General features: G+C 73.3%; 21 protein-coding genes. 11 read left to right on the forward strand and 10 right to left on the reverse strand.

Translation table 11 applies throughout. The features are described 5' to 3' along the window. Positions 1-3: 3 nt before the first annotated feature. The 5 genes from OHA84_RS09440 to OHA84_RS09460 all read right to left on the reverse strand — a co-directional run bounded on the left by OHA84_RS09440 (position 4) and on the right by OHA84_RS09460 (position 7,742). Entirely contained in the window at positions 4-2,202 is a 2,199-nt protein-coding gene (locus OHA84_RS09440; protein WP_266972197.1) for a molybdopterin oxidoreductase family protein, read from the reverse strand. A 113-nt stretch (positions 2,203-2,315) separates the two neighbouring features. After that, positions 2,316-2,936, reverse strand: coding sequence for a TetR/AcrR family transcriptional regulator (locus OHA84_RS09445; RefSeq protein ID WP_053679345.1), 621 nt, complete (start codon positions 2,934-2,936; stop codon positions 2,316-2,318). A gap of 35 nt (positions 2,937-2,971) precedes the next feature. Continuing rightward, on the reverse strand, positions 2,972-4,426 hold the full coding sequence (locus OHA84_RS09450) for a hypothetical protein (protein WP_266972195.1): 1,455 nt from the start codon (positions 4,424-4,426) through the stop codon (positions 2,972-2,974). Further along, entirely contained in the window at positions 4,423-5,466 is a 1,044-nt protein-coding gene (locus OHA84_RS09455; RefSeq protein WP_266972193.1) for a hypothetical protein, read from the reverse strand. The genes OHA84_RS09450 and OHA84_RS09455 overlap by 4 nt, the downstream gene beginning before the upstream one ends. Then, complete coding sequence (locus tag OHA84_RS09460; protein WP_266972191.1) at positions 5,463-7,742, reverse strand: right-handed parallel beta-helix repeat-containing protein; 2,280 nt, start codon at positions 7,740-7,742, stop codon at positions 5,463-5,465. The genes OHA84_RS09455 and OHA84_RS09460 overlap by 4 nt, the downstream gene beginning before the upstream one ends. A 344-nt stretch (positions 7,743-8,086) precedes the next feature. Between OHA84_RS09460 and hmgA the strand changes: the two genes are divergently transcribed. Together hmgA and OHA84_RS09470 are read left to right on the forward strand one after the other, a co-directional pair. Then, on the forward strand, positions 8,087-9,415 hold the full coding sequence (gene hmgA / locus OHA84_RS09465; protein ID WP_266972189.1) for a homogentisate 1,2-dioxygenase: 1,329 nt from the start codon (positions 8,087-8,089) through the stop codon (positions 9,413-9,415). A 49-nt stretch (positions 9,416-9,464) separates the two neighbouring features. Continuing rightward, positions 9,465-10,214: a GntR family transcriptional regulator gene (locus OHA84_RS09470; protein ID WP_053679288.1), complete on the forward strand. Its 750-nt coding sequence runs from the start codon at positions 9,465-9,467 to the stop codon at positions 10,212-10,214. A gap of 90 nt (positions 10,215-10,304) precedes the next feature. On the opposite strand, the gene OHA84_RS09475 is transcribed toward OHA84_RS09470, so the two are convergent. Beyond that, positions 10,305-10,481 carry a hypothetical protein gene (locus OHA84_RS09475; protein ID WP_199826536.1) on the reverse strand — a complete coding sequence of 59 codons (177 nt, stop codon included), beginning with the start codon at positions 10,479-10,481 and terminating at the stop codon, positions 10,305-10,307. 215 nt (positions 10,482-10,696) lie between these two features. Between OHA84_RS09475 and OHA84_RS09480 the strand changes: the two genes are divergently transcribed. Further along, a complete protein-coding gene (locus OHA84_RS09480) occupies positions 10,697-11,857 on the forward strand; it encodes a type ISP restriction/modification enzyme (RefSeq protein WP_371591336.1) in 1,161 nt (386 codons plus the stop codon). A gap of 147 nt (positions 11,858-12,004) precedes the next feature. On the opposite strand, the gene OHA84_RS09485 is transcribed toward OHA84_RS09480, so the two are convergent. After that, positions 12,005-12,730 carry a TetR/AcrR family transcriptional regulator gene (locus tag OHA84_RS09485; protein ID WP_053679284.1) on the reverse strand — a complete coding sequence of 242 codons (726 nt, stop codon included), beginning with the start codon at positions 12,728-12,730 and terminating at the stop codon, positions 12,005-12,007. A gap of 70 nt (positions 12,731-12,800) precedes the next feature. Here OHA84_RS09485 and OHA84_RS09490 point away from each other — a divergent pair, with 70 nt between their 5' ends. From OHA84_RS09490 to OHA84_RS09500, 3 genes are all read left to right on the forward strand, one after another. After that, the gene (locus OHA84_RS09490) at positions 12,801-13,784 is read left to right on the forward strand and encodes an ATP-binding cassette domain-containing protein (protein WP_266972186.1); all 984 of its coding nucleotides are present in this window, start codon (positions 12,801-12,803) and stop codon (positions 13,782-13,784) included. Then, positions 13,781-14,569: an ABC transporter permease gene (locus OHA84_RS09495; RefSeq protein ID WP_053679281.1), complete on the forward strand. Its 789-nt coding sequence runs from the start codon at positions 13,781-13,783 to the stop codon at positions 14,567-14,569. Before OHA84_RS09490 ends, OHA84_RS09495 begins: the two co-directional genes overlap by 4 nt. A 99-nt stretch (positions 14,570-14,668) precedes the next feature. Next, positions 14,669-15,880, forward strand: coding sequence for a CaiB/BaiF CoA-transferase family protein (locus OHA84_RS09500; RefSeq protein ID WP_266972183.1), 1,212 nt, complete (start codon positions 14,669-14,671; stop codon positions 15,878-15,880). A gap of 120 nt (positions 15,881-16,000) precedes the next feature. On the opposite strand, the gene OHA84_RS09505 is transcribed toward OHA84_RS09500, so the two are convergent. Beyond that, positions 16,001-16,270, reverse strand: a complete 270-nt coding sequence (locus tag OHA84_RS09505) for a hypothetical protein (RefSeq protein ID WP_078998975.1) — start codon at positions 16,268-16,270, stop codon at positions 16,001-16,003. Positions 16,271-16,552: 282 nt separating this feature from the next. Here OHA84_RS09505 and OHA84_RS09510 point away from each other — a divergent pair, with 282 nt between their 5' ends. After that, a complete protein-coding gene (locus tag OHA84_RS09510; RefSeq protein ID WP_266972181.1) occupies positions 16,553-18,256 on the forward strand; it encodes a serine/threonine-protein kinase in 1,704 nt (567 codons plus the stop codon). A gap of 12 nt (positions 18,257-18,268) precedes the next feature. On the opposite strand, the gene OHA84_RS09515 is transcribed toward OHA84_RS09510, so the two are convergent. Continuing rightward, entirely contained in the window at positions 18,269-19,081 is an 813-nt protein-coding gene (locus OHA84_RS09515) for an SGNH/GDSL hydrolase family protein (RefSeq protein ID WP_053679276.1), read from the reverse strand. A gap of 199 nt (positions 19,082-19,280) precedes the next feature. Between OHA84_RS09515 and OHA84_RS09520 the strand changes: the two genes are divergently transcribed. Both OHA84_RS09520 and OHA84_RS09525 read left to right on the forward strand, forming a co-directional pair. Next, on the forward strand, positions 19,281-20,378 hold the full coding sequence (locus OHA84_RS09520; protein ID WP_053679339.1) for a DUF5925 domain-containing protein: 1,098 nt from the start codon (positions 19,281-19,283) through the stop codon (positions 20,376-20,378). Between the two features lie 126 nt (positions 20,379-20,504). After that, a complete protein-coding gene (locus OHA84_RS09525) occupies positions 20,505-21,047 on the forward strand; it encodes an FABP family protein (protein ID WP_053679274.1) in 543 nt (180 codons plus the stop codon). A 39-nt stretch (positions 21,048-21,086) separates the two neighbouring features. On the opposite strand, the gene OHA84_RS09530 is transcribed toward OHA84_RS09525, so the two are convergent. Further along, positions 21,087-21,479: a GntR family transcriptional regulator gene (locus OHA84_RS09530; protein WP_234350059.1), complete on the reverse strand. Its 393-nt coding sequence runs from the start codon at positions 21,477-21,479 to the stop codon at positions 21,087-21,089. Between the two features lie 71 nt (positions 21,480-21,550). On the opposite strand from OHA84_RS09530, the gene OHA84_RS09535 reads away from it, so the two are divergent. Together OHA84_RS09535 and OHA84_RS09540 are read left to right on the forward strand one after the other, a co-directional pair. Continuing rightward, on the forward strand, positions 21,551-22,498 hold the full coding sequence (locus OHA84_RS09535; RefSeq protein ID WP_266972178.1) for a GNAT family N-acetyltransferase: 948 nt from the start codon (positions 21,551-21,553) through the stop codon (positions 22,496-22,498). Further along, complete coding sequence (locus tag OHA84_RS09540; RefSeq protein ID WP_266972176.1) at positions 22,495-22,977, forward strand: DUF402 domain-containing protein; 483 nt, start codon at positions 22,495-22,497, stop codon at positions 22,975-22,977. The genes OHA84_RS09535 and OHA84_RS09540 overlap by 4 nt, the downstream gene beginning before the upstream one ends. The last annotated feature ends 19 nt before the right edge of the window (positions 22,978-22,996 follow it).

The following is a 22,996-nucleotide window of genomic DNA, read 5'->3' on the forward strand; positions in this document are numbered from 1 at the left end:
AGCTCAGGGCAGAGGTGCCAGTTCGACCGGGAATCCGTTGAGCACGGCGGTACCGGACAGCGGGTCGAGTCGGCTGCCGTCGAGCAGCTGGTTCACATTGGCTCCGGGGACGGCCCTGGCCACCGAGAGCCGGGAGCCGGCCCGGTCGTGGCCCCAGCCGTGCGGAAGGCTGACGACCCCGGTACGGACGGCGTCGGTGATCTCGACCGGGACTTCCAGACTGCCGCCGTCGCCGGTGATCCGGGCCCGGCCGCCGTCGGTGAGGCCCAGTCGGTCCGCGTCCTGCGGATGGACGTGGAGGGTGCACCGGTTGGAACCTCCGACCAGGGCCGGGACGTTGTGCAACCAGCTGTTGTTCGACCGCAGATGGCGGCGGCCCACGAGCACCAGGGCGGCGGGGCGTTCGGCGAGCGCCGCGCGCAGCCTGGGGAGTTCGGCCGCGATCGGGTCCGGGAGCAGTTCGATCCGGCCGGTGCGGGTCTTCAGTACACCCGGGAGCCTGGGGCTCAGGGGGCCCAGGTCTATGCCGTGCGGCCGCCTCCGCAGCTCGTCGAGGGTGAGGTCGTACGGTCCGAGCCTCAGCATCATGTCGAGCCGCCGCTCGGGGCCGGTACTGCCCGTCAGTGCCCGCGCCTCCCGCTGCGGGTCCGCGCCGAAGAGCGGTGAATGGGGGTCGGCGACCTCCCGGGCGAGGGTGTCGGCGATGACGCGGTCGTCGAGGACGTCCGGCGATGCCCCGTGCAGCCCGGACACCGCCAGGATCAGGCGCGCGTGGACCTCGCACTCGTCCATGCGGCCCTCTTCGAGGGGCACGGCGGGTGGTGAGTAGCGGGCCTGGTTGTGGACGGCGAACGCGTTGAAGGCGAAGTCGAAGTGGGCGGACTGTGAGGGCGGCGGCGGGGGCAGGACGACGTGGGCGTGGCGCGAGGTCTCGTTGAGGTACGGATCGACGCTGATCATGAAGTCGAGGCCGGCCAGGGCCGCGTCGAGGCGCCGGCCGTCGGGGGCGGACAGCACGGGGTTGGCGGCGATGGCGATCAGGGCTCGGATGCGCCCCACGCCCGGCGTCTCGATCTCCTCGGCCAGGGCGGCGGTGGGCAGTTCGCCCTTGGCCTCCGGGTGTCCGCTGACCCGGCTGTGCCAGCGGCCGAGGTCGAACCCCTTGCCCGGGCGGGCGGGTCGGGGTGCGCGGTCGGTCGCCGAGAGGGGGAAGAGCGCCCCGCCCGTGCGGTCGAGATTGCCCGTGAGGATGTTCAGTACGTCGACCAGCCAGCTGGCGAGGGTGCCGTACTCGGCCGTGCAGCTGCCGATGCGCCCGTACACGGCGGCGGTGGGCGCGGCCGCCAGTTCCCGGGCGAGGGAACGGATCTCATCGGCGGTCAGGTCGCAGGCCGGGGCGACGGCCTCGGGAGTGAAACGGGCGAGGGCGTCGGCGAGTTCCCCGAGGCCCTCGGTCCACTCCCCCGGCGTCCCGGGGGTCGCGAGTCCTTCCGCGAGCAGGGTGTGCGCGAGCGCGGCCAGCAGCAGGGCGTCGCTGCCGGGGCGCGGTGCGAGGTGCCGGTCGGCCAGCGCGGCGGTGCGCGTGCGCCGCGGATCGACGACGACCAGGGTGCCGCCGCGGGCGCGCAGGGCCTTGAGCCGGCCGGGAAAGTCCGGGGCGGTGCACAGGGAGCCGTTGGACTCGACCGGGTTCGCGCCGAGGAGCAGGAGGAAGTCGGTGCGGTCGAGGTCGGGGACCGGGATGGCGAAGGGGTCGCCGAACAGCAGCCCGCTGGACACGTGCTTGGGCATCTGGTCCAGGGTGCTGGCGGTGAAGAGGTTCCGGGTGCCGAGGGCCTTGAGGAGGAGCGGCGGGTAGAGGGCTCCGGCCATGGTGTGGACGTTCGGGTTGCCGAGAACGACGCCGACGGACTGGGCTCCGTGTTCCCGCACGAGGGCGGGCACGGCCGCGGCGATCACCTCGTAGGCCTCCTCCCAACTCGCTTCGCGCAGCCGGCCGTCGCGGCGTACGAGAGGGGTGCGCAGCCGGTCCGGATCGCCGTCGAGGGCCCCGAAGGCCGCCCCCTTGGGGCAGATGAAGCCACGACTGAACACATCGTCCCGGTCGCCGCGGGCGCCGGTGACCGTGGTGCCCTCGATGGTCAGCGTGAGGCCGCAGGTGGCTTCACAGAGGGGGCAGATGCGCAGGGCGGTGCGGGGCATGGTCGCTCCTGGGGACGGCAGGCTGCGGTGCGGGCACACGGGCGGGTCGAGCATACCGACCGGTAGGGAGGTTGGGGAGGGGTGCGCTCGCGGCGGTTGTGGACCCTGGAGGCTCAGTCCAGTACGCGGGCCAGGTAGGCCTGCATCATCGCCCGGGTTTCGGCGACGATCCCGGGGTCCCCGGCGGGGTCGACGCGGAAGGCCAACTGAATGAGCGCGTCGGTGGCCTCGACCGCCACCAGCACGGACCGTTCGAGGGCGGCGTCGCGGGTGCGGCCGAGGTGGCGGGAGAGCAGTTCGGTGAGCCGTGCGGCAACCAGGTGGTTGGGGTCGGCGGCCGGGCCCTCGGGAGGCGGCGCGGGCACCCCGAAGTCGACGAGCGCGAATCCGGGCACGCTGCGCTTCATCGCCAGGTACTCGTCCAGGACGGCGTCGACGACGGGCCGCCAGTGGGTGGCCGGAAGGACGGCCAGCCGTTCCTCGATGCCGTCGGCGTAGCGGTCGAGATTGCGGTGGGCCAGGGCGATGGCCATGGCTCGCTTGTTCCCGAAGAAGCGGTACACGGAGCCGATGGGCACTCCGGCGCGCAGGGCGACGGCACGGGTGCTGAGGTTCTCGTACCCGGTCTCGTCCAGGAGTTCCGCGCAGGCGTCGAGGATCCGGGCGAGCCGGTCGGCGCTGCGCTGCTGGATCGGGGTCCGGCGCATGGGGTGGGCGGGGGGCACGGGATCCATCATGCCGTTCCTGGCTTCCGCTCGGGCCGGTGGCCTCAGTTCAGCAGGAGGCTGAGGCCACCGATGGTGTACGTGATCATCAGCGCGAGCAGGGGCAGTTGGCCGGCCACGGCCTTGGCGGGCGGGAAGAGGCGCACGGACCGGTCGTGCGCGGCGATCACTCCGAGTACGTGTCCGGTGACGACGGCGATCACCTGGAGGGCCGCGAGACCGCCTGGACCCAGTGGTGGCAAGGGTTCTGGGGCGTTGTCAGTGCCTGCTGCCATGATTACTGTGCGTGGTCCTTCGGTGACGAGGAGGGAGAAGTAGTGGGCGACGAGATAGCCGAGCGCGATCGGCACGAGTGAGTGCGCGAAGGCCGTCAGCGGGCGGGGGTGCGGGCCGCTGACGAGGCGGGTGGCCGCCGCGCACAGGCAGTACAGGGCGGCGACGAGGGCGATGGAACCGAGAAGTCCGAGGGTGGCCGTGGGGGTGCGGCCGAGAGGGGAGGTCTGAATGGCGTTGATCCAGGCGGGGCTGTCGGAGTAGCCGTCGTAGGCGGTGGAGCCGAGCAGGACACAGACGACGGCGACGAGTCCGGGCCGCTCGGGCGTCGCGTCGAGTCCGTGGAACGGATTGCGGAGGACCAGCCGGCCGTCGGAGCGACGGCCGAGGGGGGAGAGTCCGGCCAGGAGATCGGAGTAGGCCTCGAAGGGGTCTCCGTCGGCGAACCAGTTCTCGCCGAAGCGGGCGGCGAGGGCCAGTTGACCGACGACGAAGCAACCGAGGGCGATCAGGAGGGTGGTGGTGGATGCGGGATCCGGGGAGACGAGCTCCAGCCAGGTGAAGCCGAACAGCCCGACCGCGGCGGGCCATTGGCCGAGCCGGGCGGGCAGTGGGCGGTCGGGGGCACGGCGGCGCAGGGCGACGGCGAGGAGTCGGTGCAGGGTGCGGAGCGGGTTGACAAGGCGCCATACGGGGCCGAGGAGGAGGGAGGCCGGGACGAGTCCGACCCAGAGCAGGACGTAGACGGCGCCGGGAGCGGGGTTTCGGGCGGGGCCGTCGGGACCGATGAGGAGGTGGAGCAACACGACGAGGGCGGCGGCGAGACCGAGCCCGCGCAAGGTGGTGCGGGTGGCCGGCGCGTCGGCCACCCGCTGGAACCGGGCGGGCAGGGCGAGGCCCGAACGGTCACCCCGGAAGCGGGACGTGGACCAGAGCAGACCGAGGGCGAGGAAGGAGACGAACAGCGCGGCGAAGGCACCGGCGAAGGCGTAGAAGGGAGAGATCGGCAGATCGTGCTGGGACCCGATCCCGTGTGCGAGCAGGGTGGTCGACGGATCGGCCAGGTACGGGACCACGTCCTGGCCGGAGCGACCGCCCCCCGCGCACGGGCCCGGACAGCCGCCGGCGCCCGGGCCGAGGAGGAGCCTCGGGGCGAGAGGGAGGTCCGGGGCGAGTCGGAGGTCCGGGGCGGGGGGCAGGCCCGGGGCGAGGCCGAGGGGGGTCATCGGACGAGGAGCTGGGTGAGGACGAGGTCGCTCTCGTGGGTCTCGACCTCGAAGAGCCCGGTGCGGTCGGCCGTCAGGATCAGGGTGGCCTCCTGGCCTGCGGGCAGGGCGAGTTCCTTGTCGTAGCCGTGGACGTGCAGGGTGTCCGCGCGGTCGCTGGTGACGCGCAGGGCCACCCGCTCGCCGCGCCCCACCTCGACGCGGCCGGGAGCGGGAACCACCTTGCCGTCCCGGACGACGACGGTGACCGTGCGGTCGGCATCCGGGGTCTCGGAGCTCCGGGGGGTCTGGGCCGGCTGGGGGGTCTGGGTTGCCTGGGGTGGCGTCGTCGGCGTGGGGGCGGCGTGGCTGTGGGACCCCTGGCCCGGGGGGCCACCGGTCAGCTCGACGGCGGCCTCGACCACCTTGCCGCCGACGGCCCAGGCGGTGTGGTCGTCGGCGTACAGGCGGACGGCCAGGGTGTGCACGCCCTCGGGCACCTGCGCCGCGGGCAGGTGGTACCAGGGGCCGTACACCCGGGCCAGCTTGCGCCCGTCCAGTTCCAGGTGGGCGTGGCCGGCGCCGGGGAGGGCCGCGCCGCCGACACTGTCGGGGGTGAAGCGGAAGTTCTTCACGACCAGTTGGAGGTTCCAGCCGTCCTCCGAGTCCGGCCTGGTGGTGATCCGCACCTCCGGCGCGCCCTGGGCCGGGACCTGCCGGAGGCGGTGGCCGGCGCCGTCCTGGGCACCGAGCAGGGTGCCCACGTCACCTGAGGCCTGTTCGTGGCTGGTGCCGGGTTTGTGGTGGGTGGTGGCCCGACCCCCACAGCCCGTCGCCGTGCCGCCGGCGAGCAGCAGGAGCAGGGCGACCAGAACCGCGGTGCGGACGGTTCGGCGGCGAGGACCGACCGCACGCCGGGGAGGACGGGGCAGTCGGGTCGCGCGGGTCGCGCGGGTCGGTTGGGCCGTGAGGGGTGGGCGGGCCATGCGGGGTGGGCGGGCCGTGTGGGTCGGCGCGGCGCAGGCCTCGCGGCCGATGCGGTCGGCATGGTCTCGGCTCACCGCGGGCCTCCGTTCCCGGCCCGGGGTTCGGTCGCGGCCCGGGGTTCGGTCCCGGCCGGGGGTTCGGTCGCGGCCCGGGGTTCGGTGGCGGCCGAGGGTTCGGTCCCGGCCGAGGAGTGGGTGGCGGCCCGGGGTTCGGTGGCGGCCGGTGAGTGGGTGGCGGCCGCCGCGCTCAGGGCCGGGGGCGGGCCGACCGGGGCCGGGGCGCGATCCCCGTCGGGGTCGCCGCCGGGGCCGGTCGGGCGCGCCGGCGTGCCCGGGCGGGCTTCCGGACGGGCGGAGGCGACGACCGCCCAGAGCACCCACACCACCGCGACGAGCGCCCGTACCCAGGCGGGGCCGAGGGGGATCCAGGGAATCATCAGGACGGCCCTGTCGAAGGCGTCGAGGAGGGTCAGGACGGCCAGTAGCAGGGTGAGCCGGGCGAGCCACGGCCGGTCGGCGCGCAGGACCAGCCAGACGCCCGTCCACCACAGCCCCAGGAGGAGCAGGGCCAGTGCCGGCACGAAGGTGGGGGTGAGGGCGGTGGTGGACCCGGCGACGTCCAGGCACAGCCCGGCGAGGCCCAGCAGCGAGGCGAGCGTCCCCCCTCGGGAGCCGCGCAGTCGGCGCCACCACAGGACTCCGCCGACCAGCAGCAGCACGGCCGCGACGGCCAACGCGATCTGGGTCTCGACCCGCTCCAGGCCTCGGGCGCCGTACCAGTCGCAGCCCGCCGGCAGCTTGCGGGCCTGGACGTTGTAGTCGGCGCAGACCAGCAGTTGGACGAGCTTGACCGGTTCGCCGGCGAGACGCGCGGAGCCGCCGGAGACGGCGCCGCGGCGCTCGCCGCACTCGGGCAGGGTGGCGGGGGTGGAACCGTCGGGTCCGTCCTGCCAGCAGTTGCCCCTGCCCTGTCCGTCCCACCAGACGTCCATGCCGTTGGGCCGGGAGGCCCCGGCCTTGTCCTTGCCGAGGATGTTGGCGGCGTAGCGGTTGTGGTGGGAGGTGTCGGCCTGCTTGGCCCACGCCTCCTCGCCGCGGATGAAGGCGGGGACGGCGCTCAGGAAGAATCCGGCGCGCTGGTGGCCGTACACCCAGTTGCCCTCGTACAGGTTCCAGTTCCCCCCGGCGGTGATGATGCCGGTGCCGGGCGGCATGGAGATCTGCGGGCAGACCACGCCCTGCTCGTAGCCCCGTTCGATGGGAGGTTTGGCGCAGGTGCCGTCGGCGACGTGACGGTAGTAGTCCTGGTTGTTGTCGTGGATCAGGTTCCGCTCGAACCTGGCGTGGTTCTGCGGGAGCCCGGGGTGGCCGGGGAAGGCGCTGTCCATCGACGCGCCGCCCATGTTCTGGTCGAACTCGTTGTCGTGGACCCAGACGGAGTCCCCGGCCGTGCCCGAGTAGCCGACCATGTTGTGGTGGCTGCGGCAGCCGGTGATCTCGATGGAGTAGCGGGGGACGTCGTAGCCGCGGCCGTCGTTGATGTCGGAGGCGCTGCCGGGGTAGATGCCGGAGTCCCCGTTGCCGTAGGACTCGCAGTTCTTGTAGAGCCCGTGGTCGCTCGCGAAGGTCAGGAAGCCGTACTCGTCGTTCCAGCGGGTCAGTACGTCGTCGATGACGAAGCCGTCGCCGGCGAGCACGTACAGCGAGTTGAAGGTGGTGCGCTGGGCGGTGAAGTTGCGGAAGTAGATGCCGTTGGACTTGTCGGCCCGGATGGCGTTCAGCTTCTGGTACTTGGCGTCGATGACCACGTCCTGGCGGGACGCCCCGGTGCCCTCGATCTGGAGGTTCGTCTTGCCGAGGATCGCGACGAGGTTCTGGTTGTGCCGGCACCGCTCCTGCTGCTCGTAGGACAGGATCTGGTAGCCGAGCGAGGAGTTGGGCGCCTTCAGCGTGGCGCACTCGCCCGTGGGCTTGGGGAGTGAGGGCTCCTCCTCGTACAGGCCGGGCAGGATCGCGATGTTCATCCCCGGTCGGTCCACCGCGTCCACGGCCTCTTGGAGGTGACGGAAGCCGGTCTTCTCGCATTGCGCGTAGAGGGCGAGGTTGCGCTGTCTGAGTTCCTGCGGGAAGCCCGATATCCGGCGCTCGAAGGCGGGGCGGTCGGTCTTGCACACCAGGAGGTCGGGCTCGGCCTTGCGGTACTCGGGTACGGAGCCGCTGCCGTCGGGGAGGGTGACGGGGCGCTCCTCGTGCGCGCGGGCGGCGGGCGCGGCGGCGAGGAGGGACAGGAACGCGAGGAGGGCGGCGAGGAGCGCCGCCGGCACGGCAGGAAACCTGCGGGTCCACGACATGCGCGAGAGAGTAGAGCAATGTTCACCTTTTGGGATCCCCCTCGACGCGAATCGGTTCGGCGCCCGCCGGAACCCGTCTGAACCCGCCCGTCGGAACCCGCCTGAACCCGCCGGTCCGACGGCAGGCGCGAGCACGGGCACGGGCTCGGGCACGGGCACGCTCGGGCACGGGCAGACCGGCCGTGCGGGGACGGAGGCCGAGCGCCGCCGAACCGGGCTTCACACACCCGAACGGAGGCTCTTCGGGCCGGTAGGGCGGGCCGGCCGGAAGGTCACCGTTGACGCGGGGGGCCGTGAATCCTACTGTCACCCATAGGATTCCTTCGGCAGACCGGGAGCGTTCCATGAGTGACGGCGACACCAGCGAGCAGGCCAGGAAGACCGCGGAGGCGCTGGAGTACCTCACCGGATTCGGCAACGAGCACAGCTCCGAGGCCGTTCCGGGCGCGCTCCCCCACGGCCGGAACTCGCCCCAGCGCGCCCCTCTCGGCCTCTACGCCGAGCAGCTCAGCGGCAGCGCGTTCACCGAGCCCCGCACCCACAACCGCCGCTCGTGGCTCTACCGAATCCGCCCCTCGGCGGCGCACCCGCCGTTCACCCGCGTCGACAACGGCGGCCTGCGCAGCGCACCCTTCACCGAGACCGTGCCGGATCCGAACCGGCTCCGCTGGAACCCGCTGCCCGACCCGGCGCCCGGCACCGATTTCCTGGCCGGCCTGTGGACCCTCGGCGGGAACGGCGACGCCGCCCAGCGCGCCGGCATGGCGATCCACCTCTACTCCGCCAACGCCGCCATGACGGATCGGGTGTTCAGCAGCTCGGACGGCGAGCTGCTGATCGTCCCCGAACGCGGCGGCCTGCTGCTGCGCACCGAGTTCGGCCTGCTCAGCGCCCGGCCGGGCGAGATGGCCCTGATCCCGCGCGGGGTCCGCTTCCGCGTCGAGCTGCTCGACGCGAACGCCCGCGGCTACGTCTGCGAGAACTACGGGCAGCCCTTCGAGCTGCCGAACCTCGGCCCGATCGGCGCCAACGGCCTCGCCGCCGCGCGGGACTTCCGGGCGCCCGTGGCCGCGTACGAGGACGTCGACCGCCCGACCGAGGTGGTCAACAAGTACTGCGGCAACCTCTGGACGGCCACGTACGACCATTCGCCGCTCGATGTGGTCGCCTGGCACGGCACCCACGTCCCGTACGTGTACGACCTGCGCCGTTTCAACGTGATCGGCTCGATCAGTTACGACCACCCCGACCCGTCGATCTTCACCGTGTTGACCTCGCCCTCGGACACCCCGGGGCTGGCCGGGGTGGACTTCGTGGTGTTCGCCCCGCGCTGGCTGGTGGGAGAGGACACCTTCCGTCCGCCGTACTTCCACCGCAACGTGATGAGCGAGTACATGGGCCTGATCGAGGGCGCGTACGACGCGAAGGCCGAGGGCTTCGTGCCCGGTGGCGGCTCGCTGCACAACATGATGTCCGCGCACGGCCCGGACCGGGAGACCTTCGACCGGGCGAGCGCCGCCGAGCTGAAGCCGCAGAAGATCGACGACGGGCTGGCCTTCATGTTCGAGACCCGCTGGCCCATCGTCGCCACCGACCAGGCGGCCGGCGCCGAACACCTCCAGCGCGGATACGACGACGTCTGGCAGGGTCTGGAACGCCACTTCCGCGCCTAGCATTCGCTGCACGCCCGCCCCAGACGTCCAGCCGTACGGAGAACCACCCGTGACCGCCTTCGCCCCCGACTCCCTGGTGCTGAACCGGAAGTTGCCGCTCTGGTACCAGGTGTCCCAGTCGCTGCGCGCCTCGATATTGGGGCGCACCCCGGACGCCTCGCTGCGCCTGCCCACCGAGGAGCAGTTGGCCGGGCACTACGGGGTGAGCGTGCTGACGATGCGGCAGGCCCTCAAGGAGTTGGAGGGGGAGGGCCTGATCAGTCGGCACCGGCGGCGCGGGACGTTCATCGAGCCGGGGGCGCGGCGCGGGGCCCCGGTGCGGTTGTTGGGTTCGGTCGACGCGATCGTGGCCCAGCAGTCGGGTGAGCGTACGACGATTCTCGGACACGAGCGGACGGCGGTGTCCGGGGAGCTGCTGGAGCACTTCCCGGACACCTCGGAGCTGGTCACGTACCGGCGGCTGCGCCACGACAGCGTGAGCGGCGAGCCGACGAACTGGGCGGAGAACGCGGTCCGCACGGAGCTGGCCGCATCCATCGACCTGAGCGACCTGGAACGGTTCCCGATGACCAAGGTCCTCCGTGACCTGGTCGGGGTGAAGATCAGCCGGATCACGGACACCGTGGAGGCGCGGCTCGCGGACCCGGAGACGGCCGCGCTGCTCCAGGTCCCGCTGCTGAGCCCGATCCTGCACTACACGGGTGTGACGTACGACGACGGGGGCCGGGTGGTGGACGTGGCCCGCATCCGCTACCGCGGCGACCGGTTCTCCTTCACGGTGACGGTCGACGCGCACTGAGAGCGGCCTCGACCGGCCTGCGCACACCGAGCCGGTCGAGGCACGGGGGCCCGCCCACCCGCCGACCCACGCGCCGCCCACACGCCCCGCCTACGCGCCCGGGGGCCGCTTCGCGTCTTCCTCCGCGCCCCGCTCGCCCTCGGCCTGCGACGGGGTGGTGCGCGTGGTCTGCGGATGCCGTTGGCGCTTCTGCCGCTCGTCCATGTCCTCGTCGAGGCGTTCGCCCTCGGCCTGGGAAGGAGTCGAGTATTCGTCGTACTGACTCATCAGCCGTCTCCTCGGTCCACAGCGGTTGGTCCACACAGGGGTCGGTCCACACAGCGGTCGGTCCACACAGGGGTCGGTCCGCGCGGGGCTCGGTCCGCGCAGGGGGCCCGCACAGGGCTCGGTCCACCACACCGGTACAGATGCGTTCATAAGGAGCGTAACGCTTCGGCCTGGACGCGGCCCGGGCGTCGCCTCCCCTCGCTACCATCTGCCGGGTGAGCGACGACGTACCGCTGCTGGACGATCTGATGCCCTGGGCCGTGGGTTCGCTGCGGCTGGGGCGGGACTGGGTGACGGCCCCCGAGCCGGCGACCCTGCGGGCCCGCTGGGCGACCCTGGCCGGCGCCGAAGGCGCCGAGCGGGAGAGGTTGTTCCGTCCGACCCGGGCCCGTACGCCCTCCTCCGGGGCCGCCGCGCTGCCCGGGCAGCGGTCCGCGTCCACGGCCCGCTTCGCCGAGGCGCCGGGCCCGTTCCCGGAGCCCGTACGGGTGCTGACCGCACCCTTCGACGAGCAGTGGCTGCTGCCCGACCAGCGGCTCATCGACCGGGCCCGCCCCGAGCTGTGGCGGGTGCGCGACGCCCACCAGCTGTTCGTCGTGGAGACGCCGGAACCGCTGGTCACCGCCCATCTCCCGGCCGGCCGGCTGGGCCGGATCCGCCCGCTGCACCGGCGCCCCGGCGGCGCGGAGCCCAACCTCGCGCCGGGCCTGCTGCACCTGCTGGGCGAGCGGCTCGGCGGTTGGGTCACTCCCGAGGACGTGCTGTGCTGGGTGCTCGCGGCGGGCCGCCCCGGGGCCCGGGGCACGTACGAGGTCCCGCTGACGGCCGACCCGGAACGCTGGCGGGCCGGGCTGGAACTCGGGCAGCGCCTGCTGACCGTCCAGTTGCGCGGGGCGCGGGGCGGTGAGCCGCCCCGTCTGCCCGGCGGGCGGCGGCCGTACGTCCGCTCGACGGTCACGGCGTGGCCGCGCGGGCTCTCGTACGACCCGGACACCGAGACCCTGGGGCTCGGGGACGGGAGCATCTCCCCCGTGCCGCCGGGAGCGTGGGATCAGGAGTCCCGGGGCGAGCGGGTGTTGGAGTCCTGGTTCGCCGCCCGGACCGCGCACCGCTCGGACGGGGTCGACGGCTTGGAGGCGCTGGGGCCCGGGGAGTGGCCGCAGTCATGGACCTCGGAGCTGTTGGCGTTGGTCACGAGCCTGGCGCTGCTGGCCGATCTGGCGCCGGAGCGGGCGGCGTTCGAGCCCGGCCCGTCGCTCACGGCCACCGAACTCGAAGGCCTCGGGGTGTTGCCGCCGCCGCGCGGGTCCCGCCGACCGGCCTCGGTGTTGGACCACCGCGAGGAGGGCCCGGGCGGCCAGTTCGCCCTGCTGTGAACCCCGGCGCGGCGCGAACCCAGGGCAGCGCGGTGAACCCCGGCGCGCCGCGAACCCAGGGCGCGCCGTGAACCCGGGTGCGCGGTCGACGCCGCCCGAGGACCGGGTGCCCGCCCGTGCGCGCCCCGGGTGTCCGACCCCGCGCGTTCATGCCCCCCAGGTGTCGAGCAGCTGCGTGATCCAGCGGTCGAACAGTTCGTCCGGCGCGTCCAGGTCGGCGGGGACGGAGGGCAGCGCCGTGAGGGCGCCCGCCAGCCGCGGGTAGTCCCCGCTCGCCAGCCGGGACCCGAGCCACGCCGCCCGTACGCGCTGCTCGTCGGCCTCGCTCCAGGGCAGTGCGCGGGCCCGCTCGGCCAGGGCCAACTCGCCGCCCACGTAGGTGGCCACGGTGCCGTTGACGGCGGCGACCAGTTCGAGTTTCCGTCCGTCCGGCGCGTCCAGCGGCTCCAGGCAGGCCAGGCTGTACTCCAGGTACCGCAGGGCGTGCGGACTGAAGCCGTAGACCGGGGTGAGCAGCCGGGGCAGCCACGGGTGGCGGCGCATCAGGTCGCGCGTCTGACGGGCCAGCGCGAGCATGTCGGCCCGCCAGTCGCCGGTGGGCGGGGTCAGTTCGTACTCCCCGCTGACGGCGTCGACCATCAGCTCGTACAGGTCCTCCTTGCGTGGCACGTAGTTGTACAGGGACATCGTCCCGGCCCCGATCCCGGCGGCCACGCGGCGCATGGAGACGGCCTCGATCCCCTCGGCGTCGGCGATCCGCACGGCCTCGGCCGCGATCGACTCGCGGCTGTGGGCGGGGCGGGGGCCCCGTCCCGCGCGTTGTGGGCGGGCCCAGATCACTTCGGGTTCAGCGGGGCGGCCGCTGGGGGTCATCGCTCATCACCTCGTTCGTCGCCTCCATCCTAGTTACGTACGCCGTACGTAGTGAGGTAGGGTGCCGTGCATGACGACTACGTACGCTGTACTTAGTGAAGGTCTGGAAAAGTCCTACGGCGAGGTGCGCGCCCTGCGCGGGCTCGATCTGGCGGTGCCCGAGGGCACGATCTGCGGGCTCCTGGGCCCCAATGGCGCCGGCAAGACCACCGCCGTCCGGATCCTCACCACGCTCACCGCGCCCACCGCCGGGCGGGCCCTGGTCGCCGGCCACGACGTCACCCGCGCTCCGGGGGCCGTTCGCCGCAGCATCGGGGTCACCGGCCAGTACGCCTCGGTGGACGGGGACCTCACCGGCCGGGAGAACCTGCGGCTCTTCGCCCGCCTCGCCGGGCTGCGCGGGGCCGCCGGTCGGGCCCGCGCCGACGAGCTGCTGGAGCGCTTCGAGCTCACCGAGGCCGCCGACCGCACCGCCTCCACCTGGTCGGGCGGCATGCGGCGGCGCCTGGACCTGGCCGCGGGGCTGCTCGCCCGGCCCCGCGTGCTGTTCCTGGACGAGCCCACGACCGGCCTCGACCCGGCGGCCCGCGACCGGATCTGGACCGCGGTGCGAGAACTCGCCGGCCGCAGCGGAGGCGGCGGGGGCACGACCGTGCTCCTCACCACCCAGTACCTGGAGGAGGCGGACAGGCTCGCCGACGACATCGTGGTGGTGGACGGCGGCCGGGCCATCGCCACCGGCACCCCGGCCGAACTCAAGTCCCGGATCGGCTCCCACGCGGAGGTGACCGTCACCCACCCCGACGCCCTCACGGGCGCGGCGGCCGTACTGGACCGACTCACCGGGGGCCGACCCGTCCTGAACGGGGAACGCCTCACCGTCGGCGTGACCGTGTCCGACACCGGCCTGACCCTGCCGCGGATCATCCGCGCCCTCGACACGGCCGGCATCCCGGTCACCGACGCCACCCTGCGGCCACCCACCCTCGACGAGGTGTTCCTGCGCCTCACCCGGGTCCGCGAGGTCACACCCGAGAAGGAGCACGCGGCATGAACACCCTGCTGTCCGACGGCGGAGCCGTCGTCACCCGCCAGTTGCAGAAGGCCCGGCACGCGCCCGCGCTGCTGCTGCTCACGCAGACCATGCCGATCATGATGCTGCTGTTCTTCGGGTACGTGTTCGGCAGCGCGCTCGCGATGCCGGGCTCCGAATACCGCGAGTTCCTGCTTCCGGGCCTGCTCGCCGCCACCGCCGCCAACGGGCTGATGACGGGCCTGTTCACGGCCGCACAGGACGCCCACCGTGGGGTCACGGACCGGTTCCGCACCCTGCCGATGAGTCGGGCCGCCGTGCCCCTCGGGCAGATCACCGCCGACCTGCTGACGACGGGGGTGTCCATGGTGCCGCTGATGCTGGTGGGGATCGCCATGGGCTGGCGGATCGAGAACGGGCTGCCGGGCGCGCTGGGGGCCCTCGGAGTGCTGCTGCTGTTCCGCTTCGCCTCGGCCTGGGTGGGCACGTACCTCGGCCTGCTCAGCAAGAGCGAGGAGGCCGCCGGCCAACTCGGCGGCGCCACCTTCGTCCTGCCGATGCTGTCCAGCGCCTACCTGCCGACCTCCGGGCTGCCCGGATGGCTGCGGACGGTCGCCGAGTGGAACCCGATCAGCGCCGTGGCCGGCGCCGTGCGCACCCTCTGCGGCAACGCGGGCGGCGAACCGGCGGCCGGGGCCGCCTGGCCGGCCGCGCACCCGGTGGCCGGGGCGCTGCTCTGGTCGCTCGTCATCCTGGCCCTCTTCGCGCCGCCGGCCACCCGCCGGTTCGCGCGCGGCCAGGACTGAGACGCGGTCAGAACCGAGACGCGGTCAGGACCGAGCGCAGGGGCGGAGCCGCCGGGCGGGGGGTGACAGATCCGGGTCGGACCGGGTAGGCAGGCTGCCATGACACCCGATTCACGCCCCCACGACCCGCTCCCCCTCGACGGTGTCACCGTCGTCGCCGTCGAACAGGCCGTCTCGGCCCCCTTCGCCACCCGCCAGCTCGCCGATCTCGGCGCCCGGGTGATCAAGGTCGAGCGTCCCGACGGCGGCGACTTCGCGCGCGCCTACGACACCGCCGCGAAGGGTCTGGCCTCGCACTTCGTTTGGGCCAACCGGGGCAAGGAGTCCCTGGCGCTCGACCTGAAGGACGCGCGGGGCCGGGAGGTCCTGCACGAGCTGTTGGCCGACGCCGACGTCTTCGTCCAGAACCTCGCCCAGGGGGCCGCCGCCCGCCTCGGGCTGGACTCGGCCGCGCTGTGCGCCCGGTACCCGCGTCTGGTCGCCGTGGACGTCTCCGGCTACGGGGCCGAGGGGCCGTACGCGCACAAGCGCGCCTACGACATGCTCGTGCAGTGCGAAGCGGGGCTGGTGTCGGTGACCGGGACCCCGGAGCGGCCGGTCAAGGCGGGCATCCCGGCGGCGGACATCGCGGCGGCCATGTACGCGTTCTCGGGGGTGCTCGCCGCCCTCCTGCGCCGCGGGATCACCGGGCGCGGGGGCCGGGTGGAGGTGTCGATGCTGGACGCGCTCGCCGAATGGATGGGGCACCCGCTGCACCACACGATGCACGGCGGGGAGCAGCCCGTGCGGACCGGTCTCGCGCATGCCGTGATCGCGCCCTACGACGCCTACCCGACGGCGGAGGGGGACCGGGTGCTGCTGTCGGTGCAGAACGACCGGGAGTGGCGGCGGCTGGCGGAACAGGTGCTGAAGAAGCCGGAGTTGGCGGATGATCCGGCGTTCGCGACGAACGCCGCCCGCACGCTGGGCCGGGAGCGCACGGACGCGGTGGTGGCCGGGGCGCTGGCCGCGCTGGACGCGGACGAGGCGATCCGGAGGCTGGAGGCGGCGGGCATCGCCTGCGCGCGACTGAACTCGGTGGCGCAGGTCGCGGCGCATCCGCAGTTGGCGGCGCGCGACCGCTGGCGGGAGATCGGGTCGCCCGCGGGTCCGCTGCGCGCTCTGCTGCCGCCCATCGGGCTGCCGGACGGCGCGCCGGCGCGGATGGGAGCGGTACCCGCGCTCGGCGAACACACCGACGCCCTGCTGCGCGCCCTGGGGATGACGGGCGCGCAGATCACGACTCTGCGCCAGGACGGCGTGGTCGCCTGAGGCGATCCACACCGGAAGAACACCGATGACGTCGACGAGACCGACGACACCGGTGACACCGCGAACACGTACAGGGCCGGGTGGGCGCAGCCGGGTCAACCGGCCGCGTTCTGCGGGCAGTTACGAGCGGCGGCTGCCGAAGAGCGTGCGACGCAGGCGACGCAGCGGCGCGAAGAGCGCGACGCGCGCGCTCCGGCTCCGCTGGACGTGCGTGTGATCGCGGGCGGTGAGCTCGCGCATCAGCAGCGTCGCCTCGGCGGTCTCGTGATGCGGGACGGCGGGACCGCCCAACACGGCGAGATGGCGGTCGAGGCGCGAGCTGGTCGCGCTGCTCCCGCAGGTGATGGCAGGCACGCGAGGCGGCCTGCTGCGCATTGCTATCTGTTCCATGTCTCTCCCCACCCGTACGAGGGCACCCGGCCCGGGCAGGTTCACCCTATCGCCCCCGCGTCGCGCCCGGGTATCCCGGTGGTGTGAATTACCCCTATACCTACGGGGAGTTGACGATTACTCACCGGAGTCAATCGTCACTCTCCGCACAGATTGTGCGGAATTGACGCCCCCTCGGAAGTCGTGGCGGTTCATACGGGGAGTCCTGTCGCGACAGGGGCCACACGGCGCACACTGCGCTAACTTGGAGTGATCGTCCGGTAACACGTTCGGGGGGCTCGGATGAGTGGGAATGCGGGTGAGGACGGGCGTGTCATCGCCGGTCGGTACCGGTTGCTGGGCCCCCTGGGTCGCGGCGGCATGGGGATCGTCTGGCGGGCGCGCGACGAGGTGCTGGGGCGCGAGGTCGCCGTCAAGGAGGTGCGGGCGCCCGCCGGACTGGACACCGCCGAGGTGGAGCGGTTGTACCGGCGCATGGAGCGCGAGGCCTGGGCGGCGGCCCGGGTCTCCCATCGCGGGGTCGTCACCGTGTACGACGTGGCGAGCGAGGGCGGCCGCCCCTGGATCGTGATGGAGCTGATCCGCGGACTGTCCCTGGCGGAGGTGCTGGAGGGCGAGGGGCCCATGCCCCCGCAGCGGGCCGCGCACATCGGCGAGCAGGTGTTGGCCGCGCTGCGTTCCGCGCACGAGTCGGGGGTTCTGCACCGGGACGTCAAGCCCGCCAACGTGCTGATCGCCAACGACGGGCGGGTGGTGCTGGGCGACTTCGGCATCGCGAGCCTGGAGGGTTCCTCGGCCATCACCATGACCGGCGAGGTGGTGGGCTCCCCCGAGTTCCTGGCCCCGGAGCGGGCGCTGGGACGCGAGCCGGGTCCCACGTCGGACCTGTGGTCGCTCGGCGTGCTGCTGTACACGGCCGTCGAGGGGTCCTCACCGTTCCGGCGCGACACGCCGTTGTCCACACTGCAGGCGGTGGTGGACGAGGAGTTGACCCCGGCGCGCCGGGCCGGCCCGTTGGAGCCCGTGTTGGAGGGGCTGCTGCGGAAGGACCCCGCCGAGCGGCTGTCGGCGGCGGAGGCGTCCCGGATGCTGCGGATCATCGGCGCGGGCGGCACGGCACGGGCCGCCGGCGGACCGGTGTCGGGGCCGTCGTCGGGGCCGGCTCCGGCGGTGACGGCCGCGCACGGGCACGATCGGGACGCGGGGTCCCGGGCCGCGACGCCGCCGACACCCCTGTCGGTGCCGCCGGGGTCGGGCACGGCGCCGACCGTGGTGTCCCCATCGGGACCGACGCCGCCGCAGGGGCGGGCCGGGACGGTGCTGACGGTGGGGATCGTGGTGCTGGTCCTGGCCTTGGTCGTGCTGGGTTGGCTGCTCTGGAAGGACGACGGGGACACGGCCGGGGCTCCCGCGAACGGGGCCGGCGGTTCGGGTCCCGCGGCCACGCGGTCGACGTCGTCGACGCCCGCCTCGACTCCCTCTTCCCCCTCCCCCTCGACTTCCGCGTCCACCTCGGCGTCGGCGGGCGCCGGCGCGCCCGCGCGGAAGGTCACGGTGTACGTCCACACGCTCCGCGTTCGCTACGCGGGGAGTTGCCCGCCGCCCCCCGTCGACGCGCCCGCCTTCGCCGGCACCGTGGAGGTGGCGCGCGTTCCCGCCGAGTTGGAGTACCGCTGGGTGACCCGGGGCGGGTCGGCCGACGGGTCGGAGCCCCGCTGGCAGGACCTCTCGTACGGGGCGGACGGCGCCACGACCCGGCAGGTCGACCACGTCGAGGCGGGCCATCGCGCCGGCGCGACCCTCGACGACGCGGTCCGGCTGGAGGTGCGGGGCGCCGCGCGGGCCACCTCGCCGTGGCTGGAGTTCTCCGTGACCTGCGAGAAGGAGACCCCGACGGGCGGGGCCTCCTCCCCCGGCCCTTCCGGTTCACCGGGTTCCCCGGGCCCGACGCCGTCGCCGGCGCCGAGCCCGGGGGTCACGCTCTGAACGGGGCCCGGGTCAGGCCTTGGAGGCGAAGGACGGCAGGTAACCGCCCGACTGGCCGGACGCGGTCGGGTGGTAGGACTCCCCGATGTTGGTCCAGTTGACGCTGTGCAGCCACGGGCTGCCGGAGCAGATCTCGTGGCCCGTGAAGGCACCGGCGACCGAGGCGTAGGTGAAGCCGTGGTCGGCGGCCCGCTTGGCGACGGCGGCGTTGAGGTAGTCGGCCGCGCCGTTGATGGCGGCGCGTTCGCCCTCGGTCAGGCCGCTGACGCAGGATCCGTTCAGCTTGTAGAAGCGGGGATAACCGAGGACGACCACGTGGGCGCCCGGGGATCGGCCGGAGACGGCGTCGTAGACCTGGTCGAGCTTGCCCGGCAGGGTGGAGTCGACGTACGCCTTGGCCTGGTTGACGCGGTTGACGCAGGTGGATTCGGACTGGAGCACACAGGTCGTCATGACATCGGAGAAACCGGCGTCGTTGCCGCCGATCGTGATGCTGACGAGGTCGGTGCCGGAGTTCAGCGGGCCCAGTTGGTTGGCGAGGACGTCGCCCGTCCGGGCACCGGAGCAGGCGACGAAGGAGAAGGTCTGCGGGGAGTGGGCGGCGGCCCAGAGGGCCGGATAGGCGCGGTTGGTGCGCTTGCAGTTGCCGCTCGAACCGTCGTAGTTGCCGGCGCCGACGCCGGACGAGTACGAGTCGCCGAGCGCGACGTAGCCGAAGTCGGCCCGGGCGGAGGCGGCCGCCTGGCCGGCGCCGAACAGGGCGGCGCCCGCGGCGAGTAACAGGGAGGAGGTGAGGGCGGCGAAGCGCGACATTCTCTTGCTCATGTGTGCGGCTCCTTGTGGGGGTTACTCCTGAGTCCGTGGTACAAGCAGCCGCGCACTTCTGGAAGTGGCCATGCCAAGAATGTTCGGGGCAGGCTTGCGCCGGAATCTTCACTCCCCATGCGTTTGAAGAGGGAACTTGAGCACCCGTTCCGGCGAAACACGGGTGCACGGGGCCAGATCGTGCCGGATCATGGGCGCCATGCCAGCCAACCCGCACGAGGCCCTGCCGATCAGGCTCAACGTAGACGACAGCGACTCACCGTCCGACGTCGTCGACGCCCTGTTCCTCGGCCGGTTCGCCTCCGGCGAGCAGCCTTACTCCCAGAGCGTTTCCATCGAACGGGTGAAGGTCGAAGCGACCCTCCTGCCGGCCGGGGCGAAGGTGCTGCGCTCGGCTCGCGACACCGACCGCAGCGCCACCCTCGCGGAGGGCGAGGGGTGGACCATGCTCGTGTCGCGTTGGAGTCGCGGCGCGGACGTGACGGTGACGGCCGTCAGCGACGAACTCGCCACCCGCGTGCTCGGGGAGGCCACGGACGGGGCCCAGGACGAGCCCGAACCCCAGCCGGAGAACGTCACGATGGGGTTCTGGTACGTCTCCCCGCGCCGCGGGCCGTACCGCACGACCCGGCAGATCGCCGCCGGCACCTGGCCCGAGGTGCGCTCGAACTACACCGCGCCGGTGGCCGGGGCGATGGACCGGCTGATGAAGGTCACCCCCGACGACATCGCGGGCCGGCTGCTGTTGCTGCACGGCCCGCCCGGTACCGGGAAGACCTCGGCGCTGCGGACGCTGGCGCGCTCGTGGCGGGACTGGTGCCAGGTCGACTGCGTCCTGGACCCGGAGCGGCTGTTCAACGACGTGGGCTACCTGATGGACATCGCGATCGGCGAGGACGAGGGCACGGCGAAGGGGCGCTGGCGGCTGCTGTTGCTGGAGGACTGCGACGAGCTGATCCGCGGCGAGGCCCGGCACCAGGCCGGGCAGGCGTTGTCCCGGCTGCTGAACCTGACGGACGGTCTGCTGGGCCAGGGCCGCAACGTCCTGGTCGGCGTGACGACCAACGAGGACCTGGAGCGGCTCCACCCGGCGGTGGTCCGGCCGGGCCGTTGCCTGGCCCGCATCGAGGTCGGCCGGCTGACGCACCGCGAGGCCGTGGACTGGCTCGGCACCGACGAGGGGGTCTCCCGCGAGGGCGCCACCCTGGCCGAACTGTTCGCCCTCCGGCGGGGCGCCGGGCCGGCCGCGCTGCTGCCCCCGCAGGGGCACGGGACCGAGGCGGGGCTTTACCTGTAGCCCGACCCGCGTCGGGGCGGCGCCGCCGCGGTACCGGCGGGCCGGGGACAATGGCCCCGTAGTCGCAGTCCCGTCGGTCGGCGCGAGCCCGCCGCGGTCAGGACCCGCCGAACAGGAGAGTGCCCCGTGCCCGAGCCGGCGCAGGAGAATCCGTACCCCGACAGCCTCACGCCGGGCGGGGGCCCCGCGCCGCACCCGCAGCTCGCGCCGGTGCTGGCCCTGCTGGGGCGCTGGCACGGCCGGGGGCGGGGCGAGTACCCGACCCTGGAGCAGGGGTTCCGGTACGAGCAGGAGATCACTTTCAGCCACGACGGCAGGCCCTTCCTGCGGTACGAGTCGCGGGCCTGGCTGATCGACGAGTCCGGTGCGCCCCTGCGTCCCTCGGGCCGGGAGAGCGGCTGGTGGCGGGTCATGCCCGACGCCTCGCTGGAGGTCACGCTGGCCCACCCGACCGGGATCGTGGAGACGTACGTGGGCCGTGTGTCCGGTACGGAGATCGAGATCGAGACGGATCACGTGGCGCGGACCCCGCGGGCGAAGGAGGTGACCGGGATGAGGCGCCGGTACTCCCTCGCCGACGGACAGTTGACGATCACGCAGGAGATGGCGGCGATGGGGCAGCCCATGCGACACCACCTCAAGGCCGAACTGGGACGCCGCGAGGACTGAGGCCGGCCCGGGTGGACCTGCTTGCCGTACCGGGTGCGCCTACTTGCCGTACCGGGCCCGCAGGGCGTCCAGGGCGGCGGCCGTGGCCTCGTCGAAGGTCAGCCCCAGCCGGTGGGCCCGCTCCGCGTACGCCTGCGCGGCGGTGGCCGATTCCCGGGAGGCCGAGTCGTCCGCGGCCGCGACGAGGGTTCCGTTGCGGCCCCGGGTCTCGACGACACCGTCCGCCTCCAGTGCCCGGTAGGCCTTCGCGACGGTGTTCGCCGCCAACCCCAGTTCCTCCGCGAGGGCCCGGACCGTGGGCAGTCGGAACCCCACGGGCAACCGTCCCGCCCGGGCTCCCGCCGAGATCTGCGCGCGCAGTTGCTCGTAGGGGGCGGCAGCGCCGGCCGAGCCGTCGATCTTGATCTTCAGGTGCGAGGGAGTCGGGGTCACGCGGCCGATTCTCTCCCATCGCCCGCCTAATTCGCAGGCGTCCCCGCTCTGATCGTCCTAGCGTCGGCGCCATGACCCTCACCATCCGTGACCTGCGCCCGGGCGACCCGGGCGACGCCGAGGCAGTCGCCGCGGTGCGCCGCGCCGCGCTCCCGTTCATGATCGCCAGTGGGGCCGGGGTGGCCCACGAGCTCGCCTCCGCCCACCCCGACAAGCGCTACCGGCTGCTCCTCGCGGAGAACGGGGACGGCCGGGTCGTCGGCACTGCCCAGGTCGGCATCGCGCACGACAGCGCCGAGCCGGGCGCGTCCTTCGTCAACGCGTACGTCCATCCCGACCACCGGGGGCTCGGAGCCGGGACCGCCCTGCTGCACACGGCCGAGGAGCACCTGCTCGCGCGGGGCGCGGTGGAGACGTACGCCTGGGTCGTGGACGAGCCCGGCCACCGGGCCTTCGCCGAGCGGCACGGCTACCGTCCCGGCCGCTCCGCCCACTTCCTGCGGCTGGACCTCACCACCGCCGTCCTTCCCCCGTACCCGGCCGAGCTGCCGCCTGGGGTGGAGCTGCGCACCGGTTCCGCCTTCGTCGACGATCCGCGGCCGCTGTACGAGGCCGACGCGGCGGTGAGCCGGGACGAGCCGGGCGACCTGCCGGTGGAACTGGACGACTACGAGGACTGGCTGAGCAGTGTCTGGCACGAGCCCACGCTCGACAAGGAGCTGACCACGGTCGTCCTCGTCGACGGCGAGCCGGTCGCGTTCACCGCCGCCCGGACCGACGGCACCGGGCGCTACGCCTCGGGGATGACCGGAACCCTGGCGGCCCACCGGGGCCGCGGCCTGGCCAAACTCGCCAAGATCGATTCCCTGCGCCGGGCCGTCGCGGCCGGCTGTACGGAGGCCTTCACGGGCAACGACGCCGGGAACGCCCCGATGCTCGCGATCAACTCCTGGTTCGGATACGAGATCCGCGCCACGGAGACCCGTTTCACCAAACGTCTGGAGCCCACGGCGCGATGAGCGAGCGAATCGACGTCACCCTCACCAAGGCGGGCCGCACCAAGATCCGTTATCCGGCCGAGCTCCTCGCCGACACCGGCGACCGGATCTCCGTACGCGCCCCCTGGGCGGCCGCGACGGTGCGCGACTTCGGGTTCGTGCGCTTCGAGCCCGGCGACGTGTTCACCGAGCACTTCTGGCGCGACCGCTGGTACGCGGTCAAGGAGGTCCGCACGGGCGACGGCGTCCTGAAGGGCTGGTACTGCGACATCACCCGCCCCGCCGTGGTCCGGGACGGCGAGATCCTCGTCGAGGACCTGGACCTGGACCTGTGGGTCTCGGCGGACGGGGCCCTCGTCCTGCGCCTGGACGAGGACGAGTTCGAGGCGAGCGGACTCGCCGCGACCGACCCGGAGGCCGCCGGCGAGGCGGTCCGCGCGCTCGACGCCCTGGAACGCCAGTCCCGCACACCGGTCGGTCTGGCCGCGCTCCTCGGCTGAGCGGACGCGGCCCCGGGGC

Source organism: Streptomyces sp. NBC_00513 (assembly GCF_041431415.1).
Classification (GTDB): domain Bacteria; phylum Actinomycetota; class Actinomycetes; order Streptomycetales; family Streptomycetaceae; genus Streptomyces.